General features: G+C 65.6%; 17 protein-coding genes. 10 read left to right on the forward strand and 7 right to left on the reverse strand.

All coding sequences use genetic code 11. The annotated features are described in order from the left end of the window. Positions 1–12: 12 nt before the first annotated feature. Positions 13–921, reverse strand: coding sequence for a hypothetical protein (locus ACX80N_RS09575; RefSeq protein WP_459339189.1), 909 nt, complete (start codon positions 919–921; stop codon positions 13–15). 372 nt (positions 922–1,293) lie between these two features. On the opposite strand from ACX80N_RS09575, the gene ACX80N_RS09580 reads away from it, so the two are divergent. Beyond that, positions 1,294–3,123 (forward strand): GAF domain-containing protein, encoded by a 1,830-nt coding sequence (locus ACX80N_RS09580; protein WP_459339190.1) that lies wholly within the window; start codon positions 1,294–1,296, stop codon positions 3,121–3,123. 75 nt (positions 3,124–3,198) lie between these two features. Here the strand turns inward: ACX80N_RS09580 and ACX80N_RS09585 are convergent, their stop codons facing one another. Then, positions 3,199–3,990: an alpha/beta fold hydrolase gene (locus ACX80N_RS09585; protein WP_459339191.1), complete on the reverse strand. Its 792-nt coding sequence runs from the start codon at positions 3,988–3,990 to the stop codon at positions 3,199–3,201. 103 nt (positions 3,991–4,093) lie between these two features. On the opposite strand from ACX80N_RS09585, the gene ACX80N_RS09590 reads away from it, so the two are divergent. Further along, complete coding sequence (locus tag ACX80N_RS09590) at positions 4,094–4,573, forward strand: SRPBCC family protein (RefSeq protein ID WP_459339192.1); 480 nt, start codon at positions 4,094–4,096, stop codon at positions 4,571–4,573. Between the two features lie 34 nt (positions 4,574–4,607). Here the strand turns inward: ACX80N_RS09590 and ACX80N_RS09595 are convergent, their stop codons facing one another. Further along, positions 4,608–5,027: a GlcG/HbpS family heme-binding protein gene (locus ACX80N_RS09595; protein ID WP_459339193.1), complete on the reverse strand. Its 420-nt coding sequence runs from the start codon at positions 5,025–5,027 to the stop codon at positions 4,608–4,610. Between the two features lie 173 nt (positions 5,028–5,200). On the opposite strand from ACX80N_RS09595, the gene ACX80N_RS09600 reads away from it, so the two are divergent. The 5 genes from ACX80N_RS09600 (at position 5,201) to ACX80N_RS09620 (ending at position 9,295) form a co-directional block, all read left to right on the forward strand. Continuing rightward, positions 5,201–6,064, forward strand: a complete 864-nt coding sequence (locus ACX80N_RS09600) for a class II fructose-bisphosphate aldolase (protein WP_459339194.1) — start codon at positions 5,201–5,203, stop codon at positions 6,062–6,064. Between the two features lie 2 nt (positions 6,065–6,066). Next, positions 6,067–6,870 carry an HAD-IA family hydrolase gene (locus ACX80N_RS09605; RefSeq protein ID WP_459339195.1) on the forward strand — a complete coding sequence of 268 codons (804 nt, stop codon included), beginning with the start codon at positions 6,067–6,069 and terminating at the stop codon, positions 6,868–6,870. Further along, entirely contained in the window at positions 6,867–7,499 is a 633-nt protein-coding gene (gene dhaL, locus ACX80N_RS09610; protein ID WP_459339196.1) for a dihydroxyacetone kinase subunit DhaL, read from the forward strand. Before ACX80N_RS09605 ends, dhaL begins: the two co-directional genes overlap by 4 nt. Before the next feature lie 49 nt (positions 7,500–7,548). Beyond that, positions 7,549–8,544, forward strand: a complete 996-nt coding sequence (gene dhaK / locus ACX80N_RS09615; protein ID WP_459339197.1) for a dihydroxyacetone kinase subunit DhaK — start codon at positions 7,549–7,551, stop codon at positions 8,542–8,544. A gap of 169 nt (positions 8,545–8,713) precedes the next feature. Continuing rightward, positions 8,714–9,295, forward strand: a complete 582-nt coding sequence (locus tag ACX80N_RS09620) for a hypothetical protein (RefSeq protein ID WP_459339198.1) — start codon at positions 8,714–8,716, stop codon at positions 9,293–9,295. Between the two features lie 104 nt (positions 9,296–9,399). Here ACX80N_RS09620 and ACX80N_RS09625 read toward each other — a convergent pair whose 3' ends face one another. Together ACX80N_RS09625 and ACX80N_RS09630 are read right to left on the reverse strand one after the other, a co-directional pair. After that, positions 9,400–10,131 carry a phosphoribosyltransferase gene (locus ACX80N_RS09625; protein WP_459339199.1) on the reverse strand — a complete coding sequence of 244 codons (732 nt, stop codon included), beginning with the start codon at positions 10,129–10,131 and terminating at the stop codon, positions 9,400–9,402. A 164-nt stretch (positions 10,132–10,295) separates the two neighbouring features. Then, positions 10,296–11,021 (reverse strand): hemerythrin domain-containing protein, encoded by a 726-nt coding sequence (locus ACX80N_RS09630; RefSeq protein ID WP_459339200.1) that lies wholly within the window; start codon positions 11,019–11,021, stop codon positions 10,296–10,298. A 187-nt stretch (positions 11,022–11,208) separates the two neighbouring features. On the opposite strand from ACX80N_RS09630, the gene ACX80N_RS09635 reads away from it, so the two are divergent. Beyond that, positions 11,209–11,634, forward strand: a complete 426-nt coding sequence (locus tag ACX80N_RS09635) for a hypothetical protein (protein WP_459339201.1) — start codon at positions 11,209–11,211, stop codon at positions 11,632–11,634. A gap of 251 nt (positions 11,635–11,885) precedes the next feature. Here the strand turns inward: ACX80N_RS09635 and ACX80N_RS09640 are convergent, their stop codons facing one another. Together ACX80N_RS09640 and ACX80N_RS09645 are read right to left on the reverse strand one after the other, a co-directional pair. After that, on the reverse strand, positions 11,886–12,899 hold the full coding sequence (locus ACX80N_RS09640) for an EcsC family protein (protein WP_459339202.1): 1,014 nt from the start codon (positions 12,897–12,899) through the stop codon (positions 11,886–11,888). 98 nt (positions 12,900–12,997) lie between these two features. Then, positions 12,998–14,272, reverse strand: a complete 1,275-nt coding sequence (locus tag ACX80N_RS09645) for a thermonuclease family protein (RefSeq protein WP_459339203.1) — start codon at positions 14,270–14,272, stop codon at positions 12,998–13,000. Between the two features lie 348 nt (positions 14,273–14,620). Here ACX80N_RS09645 and ACX80N_RS09650 point away from each other — a divergent pair, with 348 nt between their 5' ends. Together ACX80N_RS09650 and ACX80N_RS09655 are read left to right on the forward strand one after the other, a co-directional pair. Continuing rightward, positions 14,621–15,922 carry a GmrSD restriction endonuclease domain-containing protein gene (locus tag ACX80N_RS09650; RefSeq protein WP_459339204.1) on the forward strand — a complete coding sequence of 434 codons (1,302 nt, stop codon included), beginning with the start codon at positions 14,621–14,623 and terminating at the stop codon, positions 15,920–15,922. A gap of 150 nt (positions 15,923–16,072) precedes the next feature. Continuing rightward, positions 16,073–16,924, forward strand: coding sequence for a helix-turn-helix transcriptional regulator (locus tag ACX80N_RS09655; RefSeq protein ID WP_459339205.1), 852 nt, complete (start codon positions 16,073–16,075; stop codon positions 16,922–16,924). Positions 16,925–17,007: the final 83 nt, after the last annotated feature.

Genomic DNA, 17,007 nt, shown 5'->3' on the forward strand with positions numbered 1-17,007 from the left:
CGCAGAATGGACTTAGCCGACGAAGGTGTTTTCGCGATGCCATCGGAAGAAGTTAGCTGTCGAGCCGTTATGAGGGAGGCACTCATTGCCAGCAAGTGCGTCCAGCAATTGATCGACGTCGGGTGTCACGGACTGGGACGAACGGACAACGTTGCCGTTGGAACCGATAGAGATTAGTCCCCGTTCATACAGACTGTCGCAGCCCAGCGAACAGATCAGCATCGCCACTGAGGAAAAATCTTTGCGTTCCTCTTCGCTACACGCCCATCGCGGCTTTATATGCCCAGCGACCAGCAGACGCTCCAGCATTTCGCGGTGGCACATCGAGCATCGCGGCTCTGATTTCTCGAGCAGGATGGATCGTAGGTACTGCTGTTCCACTCTCCGCTTCGTCAGAACGAGCCTGTCCGTTTCCGATAGATCCGCACCTGAAAACGGCTCTGCGTACTCTCTGGAAGCAGTCTCTGGGATCTTTGCGGCCTTAACGCCAGATAGCGCGAGAAGCTTTTCAGCGCTGCCTTCTGGTATCAGAGACAAGTACACGCCTCGCTTCAGCCCTCCAAGCTTGTTGAGTGGGCCCGTGCCACCCAACTCGATGGATGACAGGTCTTCACGCCGATCTATCCTCAAGTCGGTGACAAGCGGTTTGACCTGTACGAGCCACCCCTCGTCGGTGTCGCTCCCGCTTTGCCTGGTTTGGTAGGCAGGTGGACGATATGCGATGACGGGATCACTGACGATGATGCTGACAGTCTTGATGAGCTGCTTATCGCAGTGGAACACCACGTCGCCCGGCCTTGTGTTGCCCAAGGCTGCGGCGCCGGGCCGCCGAGCTCCGCCTTTGTTGACAAAGTTAGTCCACAAAGTTCCTTTCACTCGGTCGAAGTTGTCGGATTGATTTGCCCACCAGTAGTTAGTCAATCCATTGCTCCCTTGGGTTGTTAACAGTTCGGTGTCGGTACCATCGTGCAGTGGTTAACGTGCCCTCTAGCTTCACGGCTCTGAGCTACGTTTTCGTTGACCCTGTCTGTTCCGCCCAGTCTTCCAGTTGGTGAGGCTGGCACGGGGAGGCGCGGCAGTGCTGCAGCTGGCATCATGCCGATAAATAGAACGCTCACACCTCGCGAAGCTGACATCTATTCACGGAATGTCGAACTCATGCCCTGTTGGGGCATAACAACGGGCCGCGAGCCTCGCACGCGTTGTGTAGGGCGGCTGAAGCTGGGGCACGGCCCGCTATCCTGAAACCCCGTGCGCAGCGTCGCGCCCGGTTGCAGGAGACAGGTGCCGTACATGCAGCAGCTTCCCACGCCCAGCATCACTCAGAACGAGCAGAACCCGCCGCCCTCCCAGCTCGACCGCATCACCGAACTCGCCGGGGACCTCGCCGGCCAGTTCGAGCTGGTGCCGCTCCTCGAACGCGTCCTCGGGCACGCCGCCGCCCTCCTCGGTTGCGACAGCGGCTCCATCTCGATCGTTCACGAGGCCGAGGGCTACTACCGCAAGGAAGTGGACCAGGGCGTCGGGTGCCGCGAAGGCCAAACCTTCCCGTTGACCGAGGGCCTGACCGGGCAAATCGTCAAGACGCGAGGCACCATCATCCTCGATCGCTACGCGTCCGTGTCGAAGGGTCACATCGACTCAGCGGACCCTCGGTGGGGGAGCGCCGTCATCGGTGTTCCCATCACCTGGGCCGGCACGATCATCGGTACGTTCGCCATCTTCAGCGACGGTCCCGGACGAGTTTTCAGCCCTGCCGACGCATCCCTCGTGGAACTCTTCGCCAACCACGCCGCCATCGCCATCATGAACTCCCGGCTCCACCAAGCCGCTTCAGCGAAGGAACGTGAGGCCGCCGTCGCGAGCGAACGCGAGCGTGCCGTGCAGGAAGTCCACGAGACCATCGGCCGGTCCCTCGGCTCGCTCCTCCTGCACCTCGACCGCGCGGACAAGGCGACCGCCGGCGGATCGCCCTCGACCCAGCACATCGACTCCGCCCGGGTGCTCGCCCACGAGGCGCTCTTCGAGACCCGCCGCACAGTGCTGGGACTCGGTCCCTCCAGCCTGGCCGACCGCTCGCTCGAGGAAGCGGTCCGCCAGGAACTCGACCGGGTCACCGCGGACGACCCGATGGACGTGACGCTCCTCGTGACCGGCGATCTCCACGAACTGGCGCCCGTCGTCGCCCACCAGCTCTTCATGATCATCCAGGAGGCCGTGGCCAACGCGGTGGTGCATGCCTGCGCCAGCGCGTGCCGGGTGGGCATCTTCTACGACACCGCCGGCATCACGGCCGTCGTCGAGGACAACGGCCGTGGGTTCGAGGGCCGGGAGAGCACGGATCTGAAGGGCAGCAGGCTCGGTCTGCACGGCATGGCAGCCCGGGCCCACTACCTGCGGGGCGAACTCCACGTGGAGTCGACGCTGGGCTGGGGGACGAGCATCCGGGCGCAGGTGCCGTACTCCTCGAACGGGGACAGCTCTCGGGAGCGGTGGAAGGTCCTCGTCGCCTGCACCCAGCCCCTGCTCCGCGCCGGACTCGTCCGGCTGCTCGAGACGTCCGAGCCGTCAGTGCAGGTCCTCGGCGAATTCGGGACGCTCGATGACCTCACGGAGTCGGTGTCTCTCCTGCAGCCGGACATGATCGTCCTCGACGAGCACCTGCTTTCTCGGTATGCCGAAGCCCGGGCGACGGAAACGGACACCGTCGAGCGGCCGGTGGTCGCCGTCGTCGACCATTTCGCGGACGAACTGCTCGCGGCCGCGGCGTCGTCGGGCGTGCGGGGCTTCCTCTCGTTGTCGTCGACGCCCGCGGAGGTAGCGCGCGTCATCGTCGCCGCCGCCCGCGGCGATGCCTTGCTGGACGGGGCCATGTTTACGCGCCTCACGGAGAATCGCGGGACGGACGCCGGCGAGGCGATATCGCTGACGGCCCGCGAACTCGAGGTGCGAGACCTCCTGGCCAAGGGGCTGGCGGACAAGCAGATCGCCACGCGGCTCGCCATTTCGGTGAAGACCGTCGAGAAGCACGTGAGCGCCATGCTTCGGAAGACCGGGGCACGCAACCGCACCATGCTGGTGGGCCTGCAGCACCAGGGTCAGGCGATCGCGAACTCCAGGTAGGCACCCGCGCCCGTCCTCAGCCTTCGTACTGAGGCGCTACCAGCACGCTTACCAGGTGTGCGGCTCGGAGGATGGTTACGACGACCCACCGGCAGTGGCGTCGAGGATGAACCGGGCTGTCTCCTGCGGCTGGTCCCAGTGCGGGAAGTGCCCGCAGTCCTCGAAGACGTGCAGGGTGGCGTCCGGATAGAGAGACATGGCGACGGCGGCCTCACTGAGGGGGGTGACCCTGTCCGATTGGCCCCAGCCGAACGCCAGCGTGCCCTTGATCGTCCCCTTCGGCGCGCCTGCCTGGCGCGGCCCGTGGGCGAGGGACTTACGCGCTTCGTCGAGACTGGGCGAGGTGGCGAATCCGCGGAGCTCCGTCAGGACGAGGTCCGGGTCGAGCTTCCAGGGGGCCGCGGAGAACTGTGCGAGCAGCGCCGTCCGGCCTGCGGCCTGCTGGACGAGTGACGGCAGGATGGGCTGGAGGCGCCGTACCAGCGCGATGGACGCGGTGATGCTGCCGTTGAAGATGCGCACCTGGGTGTCGTTCCAAAATCCTCCGGGATCGAGGGCGACGACGTTGCCGGCGTGACCCCGCCGCGCCAGCTCGACCACGATCCGCGCACCCATCGAGCTTCCGACGATATCCGCGTTGCGCAGGTTCTCCTGCTCGAGGAACTGCTCGACGGCGTCCGTGAGGGTCGCGACGGTCACCTCGCCCGCGAGCGGCTTGCTGCTGCCGAACCCGGGGAGGTCGATAGCGATGACCTCGCGCTGTTCCTGCAGCAGAGGGAGAACGGGGTCCCAGGTGCGGACGCTCGAGCCCAGCCCATGTACGAGCACGAGTGGCTTTCCGGTGCCGGTTCGTTCGGTGTTCAACATGGAGGGGCCTTTCGTAGCCGGCGCGGGAATCCAGTCTATGCGGGCACACATTGCTGCAGCCGATCCCTGCAGGACGAGGGGATTCTTCTGTGAGAATGGGCGCATGAGTGAGACAGAGATTCGCCACCATCAGGAGTCCGTCATCGTCCAGGCGTCAGCCGAGACCGTTTATGAGCTCGTCTCAGACATCACCCGCACCGGCGCGTGGAGTCCGGTGTGCACGCGGTGCTGGTGGGACGACAACGCCGCTGCCGGTCAGGTAGGTTCCTGGTTCACAGGGCGCAATGAGCTTCCGCACCGCACCTGGGAGACCCGGTCGCAGGTCATGGCCGCGGAGCGAGGCGCTAAGTTTGCCTGGGTGGTCGGCGGCGACAGGGTGCGTTGGGGCTATACGCTGACGCCGGCCGGCACCGGAACCACTCTGACCGAATCGTGGGATTTCCTGCCGGGTGGCATCGCCCTGTTCGAAGAAAAGTTCGGCGATGATGCGCCCGCGCAGATTCTCGATCGGACCCGGCAGGCGCTCGACGGCATCCCGAAGACGCTCGCCGCCATCAAGCGGATCGCCGAGTCCGGCACGTAGCCGCCGTCGTCGTCGTGCCTTCCCGGTAGGCGTATCAGTAGGCGGCGGCGCCCGCTGTGGCGACCTCCTGGTCCTCCTCGATGGTGCCGGTGGAGACGCCGATGGCTCCTATGATGCTGCCGTCGCGCACCAACGGGATGCCGCCCGGGAACACCGCCAGGCGGCCGCCGTGGGCGTCGCTCAGCCCGTAGATGGGGCCATCCTGCCGGGTGACACCCTGCAGGTCGCCGGTCTCGCACTGGAACGCGATGGACGTGTAGGCCTTGTTGATCGAGATGGTGATGCTGCCGATGTTCGCACCATCCATCCGCACATGCGCCTTCAGATTTCCGCCGGCGTCCACGACGGCGATGTCCATCGGCTGGCCGATCTCCGTGGCCTTCGCCGCGGCGGCGTCGATGACACGGCGGGCTTCCTCGGCGGTGATGGTCTCGAGCACTGATCCCTGGGGCATGGGGTGTCCTTCGTCGTCGAAGTGGCTGGCCGGCTGGCCGCGACCCACTCAACCACGCGCATCTGCCGCTGACGAGGTGGTGATTACCCCCAGAGGGAGGGCGGGAGAACCCCCATACCCAGCGCGGCCTCACCCACCTAGCGTGGGGGTCAGCCTGACCAGGAGGAATCACCATGGCCGTTGTACCGCTGAAGGACATCGTCGACCCGGCATTTGAGGCACGCTACGGGGTGCCCGCCATAAACATCTTCAACGACCTGACCATGGAGGGCGTGCTCGCCGGCGCCGTGGAGGCCAACTCCCCGGTGATCCTGCAGACCTCCGTGAAGACCGTGCGCAGTATCGGCTCCCGCGTGCTGTTCGACATGTGGCAGTCGATGACGCGCGGTATCGAGGTGCCCGTCACCCTGCACCTGGACCACTGCCCGAACCGCGACGTGGTCACCGAGTGCCTGAAGGCCGGCTGGAACTCGGTGCTCTTCGACGCCTCCAACCTCCCGGTCGAGGAGAACCAGCGCCAGACCGTCGACGTCGTCAAAGAGGCCCGCAGCTACGGCGCCCAGGTGGAGGGCGAGATCGAGGCCATCACCGGCGTCGAGGACGACCACGGGTCCGACGAGGTGTCCAAGCAGCAGAGCCTCGAGGTGGCGCTCGCGTTCATCGACGCCACCGGGATCGACGTGTTCGCCCCCTCGATCGGCAACGCCCACGGCAGCTACAAGGCCGCACCGGTGCTCGACGTCGAACGCGTCACGCAGATCGTCGAGGCACGGAACGTCCCCATCGCACTGCACGGCGGCAGCGGCCTCAGCGCCGAGCAGTTCGCCGACCTCATCGCCCGCGGCTGCGCGAAGGTCAATATCTCCACGGCCCTCAAGGAGACGTACATGCAGTCCAGCCTGGCGTTCCTCAAGCAGGCCGAACAGAACAGCAAGTGGGATCCGCCGTCGCTGTTCAAGCACACGCGGGCCGACATCGTCGCGATGGTCACGGACCTCTGCGGCCAGTTCGGCAGCGCGGGCAAGGGCGGCCGCTGACCATGCCGGCCCTGATCTTCGACTGTGACGGCGTGCTCGCCGACACCGAACAGTACGGCCACCTCCCCGCGTTCAACCAGACCTTCACCGACTTCGACGTGCCCGTGCAGTGGAGCGTCGAGGAGTACGCCGAGAAGGTCAAGATAGGCGGCGGCAAGGAGCGCATGCGGAGCATCCTCACGCCCTCGCTAACCGCCTCGCTCGGCCTGCAGGACGACGACGCCGTCAACGCCGCGATCCTCTCCTGGCACAAGCGGAAGACCGAGGTCTACAAAGGGCTCGTGGAAAGCGGGGTCATGCCGGCACGTCCGGGCATCGCACGCATCGTGCAGGAAGCGCACGACGCCGGTTGGACACTCGCCGTCGCGTCCACCTCCGCGGAACCCGCAGTGCGCGCCGTCCTGACGCACGCCGTCGGGGAGTCGCTCGCGGCGGACTTCTCCGTGTTCGCCGGGGACGTGGTGCCCGCGAAGAAACCCGCCCCGGACATCTACCTGCTGGCCCTGTCGGAACTCGGACTGTCCGCCGATGACGCGATCGTCGTCGAGGACAGCGGCAACGGGCTGCGCGCCGCCGTCGGAGCCGGGCTCCGGACCGTGGTGACCGTCAGCGGCTTCACCTGCGAGGAGGACTTCACCGGCGCGTCCCTCGTGGTCAGTTCCCTCGGAGACCCCGACGGCGAACAGGCGGAGGTCCTCGAGAACCCGCACGGGACGGACGTTCCCGGCGTCGTCACCCTCGCGACCCTGCAGACGCTGCTGTCCGCACCCGCCCCTACCGCGACCCGTGAAACGGAGACCCCATGAGCGCCACCGACCTCGCCGACGTCGAATACGCAGTCCACTCCCTGGCGCAGACCGCCGTCGACAAGGAGAAGGAGTTCGGCGACCTCGACGCTGTGGTCGGCGACGGCGACCTCGGCTACTCCCTCGCCCGCGGCTTCGAGAAGGTCCTCGCGGACTGGGACTCCTTCAAGCGCGATGACGTCGCCACCTTCCTGCAACAGATCGCGCTCGCCATCTCCAGCAGGATCGGCGGGACCTCCGGTCCGCTGTGGGGGACAGCGTTCCTGCGGGCCTCAGCCGCAGCGAAGGCGGTGGATACGATCGACGGTGCCGCCGTCGTCGCCATGCTGCGCGGGGCCACCGACGGCATCAAGAAGCGCGGCAATGCCGACCTCGGGGACAAGACCCTCCTGGACGCGCTGATCCCGGCGACCGACGAGCTCGAGCGGCAGCTCGCGGCCGGTGCATCGCCCGAGGAGTGCCGTACTGCTTTCGCGGCGAAGATCCGCGAGTGCGCCGATGCGACGTCGGCCCTCGAGGCCAAGCGCGGCCGCGCCAGCTACAGCGGGGAACGCAGCATCGGTTCGCCCGACGCCGGGGCGGTGGCGGTCGCGATCATCGTCGAGCGCATCGTGGCCGACTGGCCCTGACCCTTCTCCTCCTTCAACTCATCCCTACTCACAACGACGTGGAGCCCTCATGAAGAAGTTCGTCAACGACCCGCAGCAGTTCGTCCCGGAGATGCTCGAGGGCCTGGCGCTCGCCAACCCGGACACCCTGAAGTACGTGCCCGAGTACAACCTGATCATGCGCGCCGACGGCCCGGACCAGAACAAGGTGTCGATCGTCCAGGGCTCCGGATCGGGACACGAGCCGGCGCACGTGATGATTGTCGGCAAGGGCATGCTCGACGCCGCCTGCCCGGGCGACGTCTTCGCCGCGCCTCCCTTCGACTACGTGTACGAGACGACCAAGCTCATGGCCTCGCCCAAGGGCGTGCTGCTGCTGGTCAACAATTACACGGGCGACAAGATGGTGTTCGAGATGGCCCAGGAGATGTCCTCCGCCGAGGGCATCGAGGTGAAGACGCTCTTCATCAATGACGACGTCTCGGTGGAGGACTCGACCTACACGATCGGCCGGCGCGGTGTGGCGGGCAACTTCTTCGTCATCAAGGCCGTGGCCGCTGCCGCCGAGCGCGGGGCCGACCTCGACGAGGTCATCCGCATCGGCGAGAAGGTCAATTCGGTGACCCGGACGATGGGCGTCGCTCTGACCGCGTGTACTCCGCCGGCGAAAGGCAGCCCGCTGTTCGAGCTCGGTGAGGACGAGATCGAGATGGGCGTCGGCATCCACGGTGAGCCGGGACGCCGTCGGGCGAAGATGATGCCGGCCAACGAGATCGTCGAGGAGCTCCTCGGCCCGGTGGTGAAGGACCTGCCGTTCGGCGACGGCGACCGCGTGGCCCTCATGGTCAACGGCCTCGGCGGCACCCCGATCAGCGAGCTGTACCTGCTGTACGGGCAGGCGCACAAGCGTCTCGCGGAGCAGGGCATCAGCGTGGGCCGCAGCTATGTGGGGGAGTACTGCACGTCCCTGGACATGGCGGGCGCATCCATCACGCTGGTGAAGCTCGATGACGAGATCGAGTCGCTGCTCATGGACCCGGCGGAGATCCCTATCCGCGTGTTCTAACACCACCGCGTACGACGGCGGGCCGGTCACCTTTTGGTGGCCGGCCCGCCTTTTCTTGGCGTCCACGGTGCTGCTGCCCGCCCCGGTTGGCGAGGACAGATAGCCTGAGTGCCGGAGCAAGCATCGATTTCATCTCCTTTGGGGGCATTCCTTGGATCTACTGGGCGGCGTGAGCCTTGACGTACTTCGCATCTTCACGTGGGTTGTACCCGCCGTCGTCGCGCTGGTGGCCGGCGTCCTGTTTCGGCGCAGTCTTCACTGGATCGCGCTGGGTGCCGTTCTCCTCTTCGCAGCCCTGAACGCCGCTGCCGGGATGTACGTCCTGAACCACTTCAGTGATACGCGATGGTCCCCCGAGGGAATGAAGCAGCTGAGCGCCCCGTCGCTCTCCGATACGCCCTTGGTGGGGGAATTTTTGGTGCCCCTCGACTCCGCGATGGAAGGGGTCGTGGGCGGGGTGAACGATTTCCGGGCATTCCAGCAGGCCCTCCCTGTCACGCTGGACTTCCTCGCTACGTCCGGGTGGGCCTTGCTGGTGGCGGTCCCGGTGGCCATCGTCGCCGCGGTTGTCAGCTTCATCAATGCTCGACGCCGGAAGGCTGAGTTCAGGAAGTACTTTGCCACTGTCGATTCGCTCAAGGACGAGCTCGAGCAGATCAAGCGTCAGATCGCCGCCGGGTATCCCATTACGGCACCGTCCGGGGCGCATGCGGTCACCGGTGTGGGGCCGCGGTTGACGCCCGGAGGCTGAATCGGTGGTAGCCCACTGCGATTTTTGCCGGCGTTCTAGAGCCCGAGCCCATAGGCATTGTCGGCAGAGTCTCAAGCCCCGGAGCACTGGGTCTGCTCCTGTCATCAGGCCGGCTTGGAAGCCGGTGGGTTCGGTCTGCTGCTGCCACTGCTGGGAGCAGGGACAATCATGTCGTCGGAACGATGCAGCGAGCGGGCGGCGTCGAGCAGCTTCACGACCTCGTCGTCCTCGGTGGATGAAAAATCCTGGTAGTAGCAGCCCACGGCCTGGAACTTCAGCGGTGAGATCAGGCTCACGATCTCGTCCGCTTCCTTGAACGAGGCCATAGCGCTGGCCGGCGCGACAGGCACGGCTACGATCACCCGTGCCGCGCCGAGCTGCCTGGCCACCTGACATGCCACCCGCGCGGTGGCGCCGGTGGCCATGCCGTCGTCCACGATGACGACGATGCGCCCGTGGATATCCGCCCGGCTCCTTCCCTGCCGGTACCGCGTCCGGCGCCCCTCCAGGAGCTGGCCTTCCTTCTCCTCGACCGTTCGCAGGTCCTCCTCCGTGACCTCGGCCAGCGAGACGATATGCGCATCGAGGACCCGGGCGCCGTCCTCCCCGATGGCGCCCATGGCAAGTTCCGGCTGGGATGGAACCCCCAGCTTCCGCACCACGATCACGTCCAAGGGCGCGTCAAGGGCTTTCGCCACCTCGAAGGCAACGGGAACACCGCCCCGGGGCAGCCCCAGCACTACCACGTCCAGACCCCGTAACCCAGCGAGCCTCTGCCCCAACTGCCGGCCGGCGTCGGTCCTGTGCAGGAAGATCGTGGACTGTTTCCTCCGCACGATCCTCTCCTCGAGGTGAAAGCGGTGGCGCCAGGACTTCGTCCTATGCGAAGGCGGCGCCAGCGCGCCCGCGTAGGGGTTCGATCTTCACCCGAGTCCAAGGCTGCTGTTCAGAGGCTTTCGTCCCTCGTCTCGCCGGCGCTGCCGTCCCCTTCCACAGCGACTCAGAGCGTGTCGGGAATGGCGCGTCCTGGGAAGAGCGTCGCGTACTGCTTCCGGTACAGATTGCGTCCGATCAGACGGTAGGCGAGGCGGACCGGCAGGGGAATTTCCTTGAAGAGTTCCTCCCTGTCGCCCGGAGGATTCGTTGCGAGCACCATCCCGAGGTAGCCGACCAGGAACTTCTTGTCGAACTGGTCGATTCCGTGCTGGCCGACGGCGTCCATCTCCTTCTCGGTCATCACCCTGTCGACGACGGGCATCACCTCCGTGACCTCCCGGCGCAGGTGCACCTGCAGGAGGATCGAGAGGTCCTCATAACGTTCAGCGAGGTCCTTTCCGATGTCTGCGTCCGCCGTCTCCATCCAGCGCAGGCGAACCGGCTCGATGCTTTCAAGCCGCTGCGTTACCTGCCGATGGTGTGCGAGCATCTGCTCGACATGCAGCGCACATACGGGTGCCCTTTCCGCCAGGCGCGGATACATGAGGAGATCCTCGCCCTCGTGATGGACATGGAGCACATTGTCGAAGTTGCCCAGCACTTCTCCTATGTAAGCGGCGCGGGCGGTATCGCCCGGCTCGACGGACCGCACCAGGCCGGGCGCCTCCTCGTACGCCCATAGGAAGAAGCGGTGGACGCGCCGCATGCTCGCCGTCCCGGTGCAGAGGATGGGCCCCGCGGGCACGGGCGGTGCGCTTTCGCCAGCCTTCATAGTGAAGAAGTCAGTCATGGGATCGCCCCCGATGTGATCGATCGAGACCAGGATCCGCCTCCGGCACAGAAATTATAGGAACTGGCCCCACTCCACACAATGGCCACGGCGATGTCCGACTCCGACGGTCTTGAGGAGCGGAATGGGCAGTTCTATCATGTCGCCGTGGTGGTGTCTCAGCGCTGGAGACGGAAGGGATCTACTGATGAAGACGTTGTTGGCCGCTTCGGCTGTACAGCTCGCACTCGGTGTCGCCGGTCTCCGGAAGGCGATGCGGGACCGGACAAGCTATGACGTGTGGAGGCTCAAGGGTGACCCCGCGAACCTCGAGCGCGACCAGTGGAGTATGGGGACCAACCTGTCCGCACCTGGCGTGATGCTGATTCTCCAGGGCATCGCGACGGCGGGGCTGCTGAGCCGTCGGAGACGCCGCATCGCGGCCAGAACCCTCGCCATTCTGGGTGCGATCATGAGCGGCGGTTATCCGGCTGAGAAGTCCGTCCGTGAAGCATGGCGCGGGGAGTCCTCGGATGCCGCGATGATGCCGATGACGGCGGCCGCCACCACCCTGGCGGTAGTGATGACCGTGCTAGGTCGGCGTGAGGTGAGGCGACTGTCGGCGGCGGTTTGAGCGTCGAGGCCCGCGGCTTTGTTTCGCGGTTCCTGCTCCGCCTGGGCCGTCGCGGGACGAGACGCCCTGACCATTTGCCGCTCAATCCCCGCATCCAACCAGAACATCAGCGTTCGCCGCAGCTATGGGAGGGTGTATTGCACGTCCCTCGACATGATCGGCATGCGGGCATCTATAGAAGGAGCGAGGGCCGTCGGCTGATTCCGCTTTGCCAAAGCGCTTCTCTACGATGCAAGCGTTGCGGCAGTTGCTTACACGGCTTCTGTCTCGTAATCGGGGTCGGGATCAGTCGTCAGCGCAACCGGCAGCGGCAGCCCGTACTTATCGCAGAGGAATCGCGTTTGGCAGTACCGCTGAGCATCAGCGGCCACATTGCCCAGAATTGCAGAATTCATACCCGCACCGATCAGTACACCCACGAACGGAACGACCTTGGCAACGTTCTTCAGTGGGACTCTTGCACCGGCCGGGCCCAACTGCTGCATCAACTTTTCAAGAGCTGTCAGGAGGCGGTGGTCGGCCCGAAGCTTGGGCGACCAATTGACGCGTCCCTTGACGGCCGCTGCGGCCTGTGCCACGTCACGCAGCGGCTCGACTTTCGCGGCCTGCGTCATGAAAGATCGTCGAACGAGGCGCTGGATAAAAACTTGCTCCTCCGGGTCCTTGGCGTCGTAGCCGTAGGAGTACGCAATACGCGTTGCGATGGAGACGCTTAGAACTTGGATGACGAGCATGTCCGCTGTCATCGCAATGGGAATGCCAGCAACCGGGACAAGAGCTAGCAGGCCCATGGCGCCGCCCTCCACCGCGCCTGCGGTTCGCCATCGAAGCGTATTGAGGGTTAGTAGCCGATCACAGACCTTTAGGTCCTGCTGCCTCAACGCAGTGAACGTGTCGAGATCAACGCCGCGCTTACGCGCAAGGTTTTCTACGGTTCTCGGGTCGTTAAGCTCGGTCGCCCAGTCGTTCACCAACTCGAGAAGTGCTGTTGCAGCTTCAAGCGCCGGTCGCCCTGCCTTGCTGGCTACAACTTCACCCGCGCGCTGAGCTTGCCGCGTGACAGCCTCCGGTAGGGCGCCCGCAACCAAGCTAACCGCGTTTCCTGCCTCCTCACCGGTGCGATTAAGCGCAGAGCTCGCCCAGTTTGGCAGGCCACGGCGGTTATCGCGGCGCTGCCAATGCCCGTTCAGTGTGTCCCACACTTGCCTTTCATACGCACTCATCGAAGTTGCATCGTCAAGAAGTGGGTTGGTGCCATTGCTCATTGAGACTCCTTATTTGCTGGGACTGCGGATTGCGCGACGATGCTAGCGCTCGGACTCCGAAAAGGGCGCGGCGTGGCGGTGGGTATGACTGTCCCTACTCAGCAGGGACGCCAGGTCCTCCCACCCGGCGCATAGCAACGGGGCCCGTTGTAGCCCGGGTAGGGATTCCCGGCCGCAGGGGGAGCGGGAGGGACATTTTGCTGAGCGGGTGGAACGTACGGCGCAGGTGCAGGCGGGAGGTTCCGGATTCGCTCCCGCTCCGCGGCGGCTGCCGCTTCGGCAGCCAGTCTGTTAGCTTCAGCCCGAGCATTGGCTTCTGCCTGAAGTCGTTCGGCCTCGACGCGAGCTGCCTCCGCGGCTTCCGCTTGAATTCGTTCGGCTTCGACGCGTGCGGCCTCAGCGGCTTCTGCCTGGACCCGTTCCGCCTCGACCCGCGCAGCTTCTGCCACCCTGGCTGCTTCTGCTTCAGCGGCGGCGACTCGGGCTGCTTCCTCTGCTTGCTTGAGAGCGGCGGCCCTGGTGTCAGCTGCGGCCAAAGACTGCTCACCTTTGCTGATTCGAGCGTCGAGGTCGCGCGTGATCGCCGCAGCACGGTCAGTTCCGACAGCGAGCACGCGAACAGTGTCCTTGCCCGCGTTCAACGTTTCCCGGACAGCCTTCGCCGTCGTGAGGGCGGCGAGGATACCTGCGGCGGTTGCAGCAACAGCTGCTCCTGTCTCGCCGACTGGAGCCTCAGTTACCTCGGTAAGGGCGTTCACGGCGTCGGTCACTTCCGCCGGGAGGGTGCAGCCTGCAGCGACGTCCAGCAGGCCGACGGCCTGTTCGGTCGCCTCGTTGTATGCCGCCTGCACCTCGTCGTAGTACTTCCTGTTCGGCTCGATCAGCACAGGAACACCGAGACCCACGCGTGCCAGCTCGGCATTGACCAGGGTCTGGTCCTCGATGAATACGGCGGCCAGCACGCGGTCGTACCTGTCGGTCCGCTCGACGTCGAAGTCCAAGGCGACCTTCGTTCCGGGCGGGGTCAGCGACTCGAGCTTTTGCGTGGCCTCAGGGCCAAGACACTCGACGGGCTTGTCCGGATGCTTCGTCTCCGGTGTGTCCACGTTCAGCAAGCGTACGGTCTGGTCGTCGCCATCGAAGTTGATGACAAGGGTGTCGCCGTCGATCACTCGCACTACAGTGCCGGGCTGGAAGTCGACCGCCGTCTCACCAGAAGCATTGGAGCCGGTGCAAGCGGTGAGTGTCGAGGTGAGAACCGCGACGGTCAGGAGAGTCGCCGGTGCGGACCGGCGGAGACGAGCATGATTCATCGATCTTCTTCTGCAGATATGTGTGAGGGCGATCCAACAGGCCAGGACGACGAGATCCACTCATCTGCACGCCAGCTCGGAGGGTCACCGGATGCGGCTTTCATGAGACCAAGAATGAGCATCGCGCGTGACATCACAGGTTTAGCACGAATAGCTTCACGCGCTTATTCGGCTCCGCGAAACCTGATCGAACGCTGAGCTTGCATAGTGTCGAGGGTGGACAGTTGGTGGCATTCCCATCCGGTTGGGTGACCGGTGGTCTGCGCGAGTACGCTGCCAATGACACTGCATCGACACTGGGAACTCTTCATCAATTCAACATTTGGCCCGCCTGGCCGAAACACGTCATCGCCGATCAAACCGAACGTACGCACCTCGACGGCCATCGTCGCCGGATTTGCCCTGTTCTTGGTCGTTATCGGCCTCATCACCAGCGGTATCGGCGGTGGGCTCATTATGGCCGCCACGTTCGCGCTCTTAACGGGTCTCTACACGGTCCTGACCAACAGACCGTCATGGGCACGCTTTGGAGGCCGCAGGGCCGGCGCGATCACCGTAGGTGCCGCCGTCGTCGCCATGCTTGCCGGATGCGCGATCGCACCGGCATCGGACACGGTGCCGACAGCGGTCGCCGAGCAGACCACCGAGCAGACCACGGAGTCGGCCAAGCCGACGCCGATACCGACACCGACGCTGACGCCGACCCCGAGTCCCACGCCGTCGGACGTCGCGCCGCTCGACTCCGAGACCCCCACCGAGGTGGAGGGCACGCCCCGCGTGCCGTCGGACCAGCCGGCCTTCGACACCACGGCGCTCGCCGTGCTGGAGACGCTGCCCATCAAGGGACGTGCGCCGAAGACCGGGTATGACCGCGAGCAGTTCGGGCAGGCCTGGGCGGACGTCGACAGCAACGGGTGCGATACCCGCAACGACATGCTGAACCGCGACCTGACGGAGATCGTCCACGCCAACTCTGTGCCCTGCAAGGTGCAGTCGGGCGTGCTCGACGACCCGTACACCGGCACGGTCATCCCGTTCCTGCGCGGTCAGGCCACGAGCAGTGATGTGCAGATCGATCATGTCGTCGCGCTGTCCGACGCGTGGCAGAAGGGCGCCCAGCAGTTGACCCGCGATCAGCGCATCGCATTCGCCAATGATCCGTTGAACCTGCAGTCCACCGACGGGCCGACCAACCAGCAGAAGGGTGACGGCGACGCCGCAACCTGGTTGCCGCCGAACAAGGGTTACCGCTGTGAGTACGTTGCGCGGCAGGTCTCGGTCAAGGCCACCTACGCGCTGTGGGTCACGCAGGCCGAGCACGACGCCATGGCGACCATCCTGTCCGACTGCGACGGCATCCTCGCCCCGACCAACCAGATGGCACCCTCCGTCGCGGCGCCGGCTGAACCAGTCGAGGAGGCGGCGCCGGTCGTGCCTGTCGCTCCTGCCCCGCCGTCTCCTGCCCCGCCTGCTCCGGCTCCTGTCGTGCCGGAACCGGTCGCACCGCCCGTCGTTGCTCCCGCTCCAGTTGCACCAGCACCAGCACCAGCTCCGGTCGCACCGGCTCCTGTGGCGCCAGTAGCTCCTGCGGCGTCCTACGCGAACTGCGCAGCAGTACGTGCTGCAGGAGCAGCACCGATCTACGCGGGCACACCCGGCTTCCAGGCGAAGTTCGACGGCGACGGCGACGGAGTGGGCTGCGAAGGCTGACGGAGCGCACACGACACGGAGGTGCTGTGCGCGAAGCGGGTGAAGGACGTCGACCACTCCTGAACGCCAGCAGTGGCTGAACTTGATCCCGCCGGCGTCCACCCGAGGGCCGCCCCGTAGAGCGCGATCAGGTACGGCAGAATGGGAACCATGGACCGGGCGGCAGAGATCTCAGCATTCCTGCGCTCGCGACGCGCACGGCTTTCACCCGCCGACCTCGGTGCGCCGTTCGACGGTAGGGTGCGCCGCGTGCCCGGTCTCCGCCGGGAGGAGGTGGCGCGGCTCGCGGGCATGAGCCCCGACTACTACATGCGCATCGAGCAGGGCCGCGGCGGCGCGGTGTCCCTCGAGATCATCGACTCCATCGCCCAGGCCCTCCGGCTCGACACGGTGGAACGGAACCACCTCCTGAACCTCTGCGGCACCCCGACGCCTCACCACGCGCCCACGTACGAGCCGCAGCGCGTACGGCCCGGGCTGTACGACCTGCTGTCCGTCATGGAGTCGGTTCCCGCGATCATCCTCGGCCGTCGCACGGACGTGCTCGCCAGCAACCGCCTGGCACGGGCGCTCATGACGGACTTCGAGGCGCTGCCGGCCACCCATCGCAATTACGCGCGCTTCATCCTGCTGGATCCGAAGGCCCGGGAGCTCTACCAGGACTGGGAGCAGGTCAGCGAGCAGACCACCGCGATGCTCCACCTCGACGTCGGACGCTTCCCGGACGACCGGCGGCTCGCCGAGCTCATCACCGACCTCCGCGAGGGCTGCCCGGATTTCACCCGCTTCTGGGACGACCAGAACGTCCACGAGAAGGACCAGGGCGAGATCCGCTTCAACCACCCGGTGGCCGGCGAGTTCGTGCTGCACTACCAGACGCTCCTCGTCCCGGGTGAGGCGGACCAGAGTGTCTGCACCTACTACGGGGCGCCGGGCTCCAGCAGCGAAGCCGCGCTCGCGCGCCTGGCTCGATCGACGACGTCGTCCCCGGCTCACGCCTGACGCGTGTGGCGTGGTTCACGGATCCGGCTAGCCCTGCGCAACCTAGGTTCCGTGGGGTAGGGCTTACGCCCTGACGGGCGTCC

The sequence above is a fragment of the Arthrobacter sp. MDT2-16 genome (genome assembly GCF_054510925.1).

What these genes read in the sequence shown, in the direction of transcription:
- ACX80N_RS09580 (WP_459339190.1), top strand. Translation starts at nt 1,294, where the DNA reads ATGCAGCAGCTTCCCACGCCCAGCATCACTCAGAACGAGCAGAACCCG.
- ACX80N_RS09585 (WP_459339191.1), bottom strand. Translation starts at nt 3,990, where the DNA reads ATGTTGAACACCGAACGAACCGGCACCGGAAAGCCACTCGTGCTCGTA.
- ACX80N_RS09590 (WP_459339192.1), top strand. Translation starts at nt 4,094, where the DNA reads ATGAGTGAGACAGAGATTCGCCACCATCAGGAGTCCGTCATCGTCCAG.
- ACX80N_RS09595 (WP_459339193.1), bottom strand. Translation starts at nt 5,027, where the DNA reads ATGCCCCAGGGATCAGTGCTCGAGACCATCACCGCCGAGGAAGCCCGC.
- ACX80N_RS09600 (WP_459339194.1), top strand. Translation starts at nt 5,201, where the DNA reads ATGGCCGTTGTACCGCTGAAGGACATCGTCGACCCGGCATTTGAGGCA.
- ACX80N_RS09605 (WP_459339195.1), top strand. Translation starts at nt 6,067, where the DNA reads ATGCCGGCCCTGATCTTCGACTGTGACGGCGTGCTCGCCGACACCGAA.
- dhaL (WP_459339196.1), top strand. Translation starts at nt 6,867, where the DNA reads ATGAGCGCCACCGACCTCGCCGACGTCGAATACGCAGTCCACTCCCTG.
- dhaK (WP_459339197.1), top strand. Translation starts at nt 7,549, where the DNA reads ATGAAGAAGTTCGTCAACGACCCGCAGCAGTTCGTCCCGGAGATGCTC.
- ACX80N_RS09630 (WP_459339200.1), bottom strand. Translation starts at nt 11,021, where the DNA reads ATGACTGACTTCTTCACTATGAAGGCTGGCGAAAGCGCACCGCCCGTG.
- ACX80N_RS09635 (WP_459339201.1), top strand. Translation starts at nt 11,209, where the DNA reads ATGAAGACGTTGTTGGCCGCTTCGGCTGTACAGCTCGCACTCGGTGTC.
- ACX80N_RS09640 (WP_459339202.1), bottom strand. Translation starts at nt 12,899, where the DNA reads ATGAGCAATGGCACCAACCCACTTCTTGACGATGCAACTTCGATGAGT.
- ACX80N_RS09655 (WP_459339205.1), top strand. Translation starts at nt 16,073, where the DNA reads ATGGACCGGGCGGCAGAGATCTCAGCATTCCTGCGCTCGCGACGCGCA.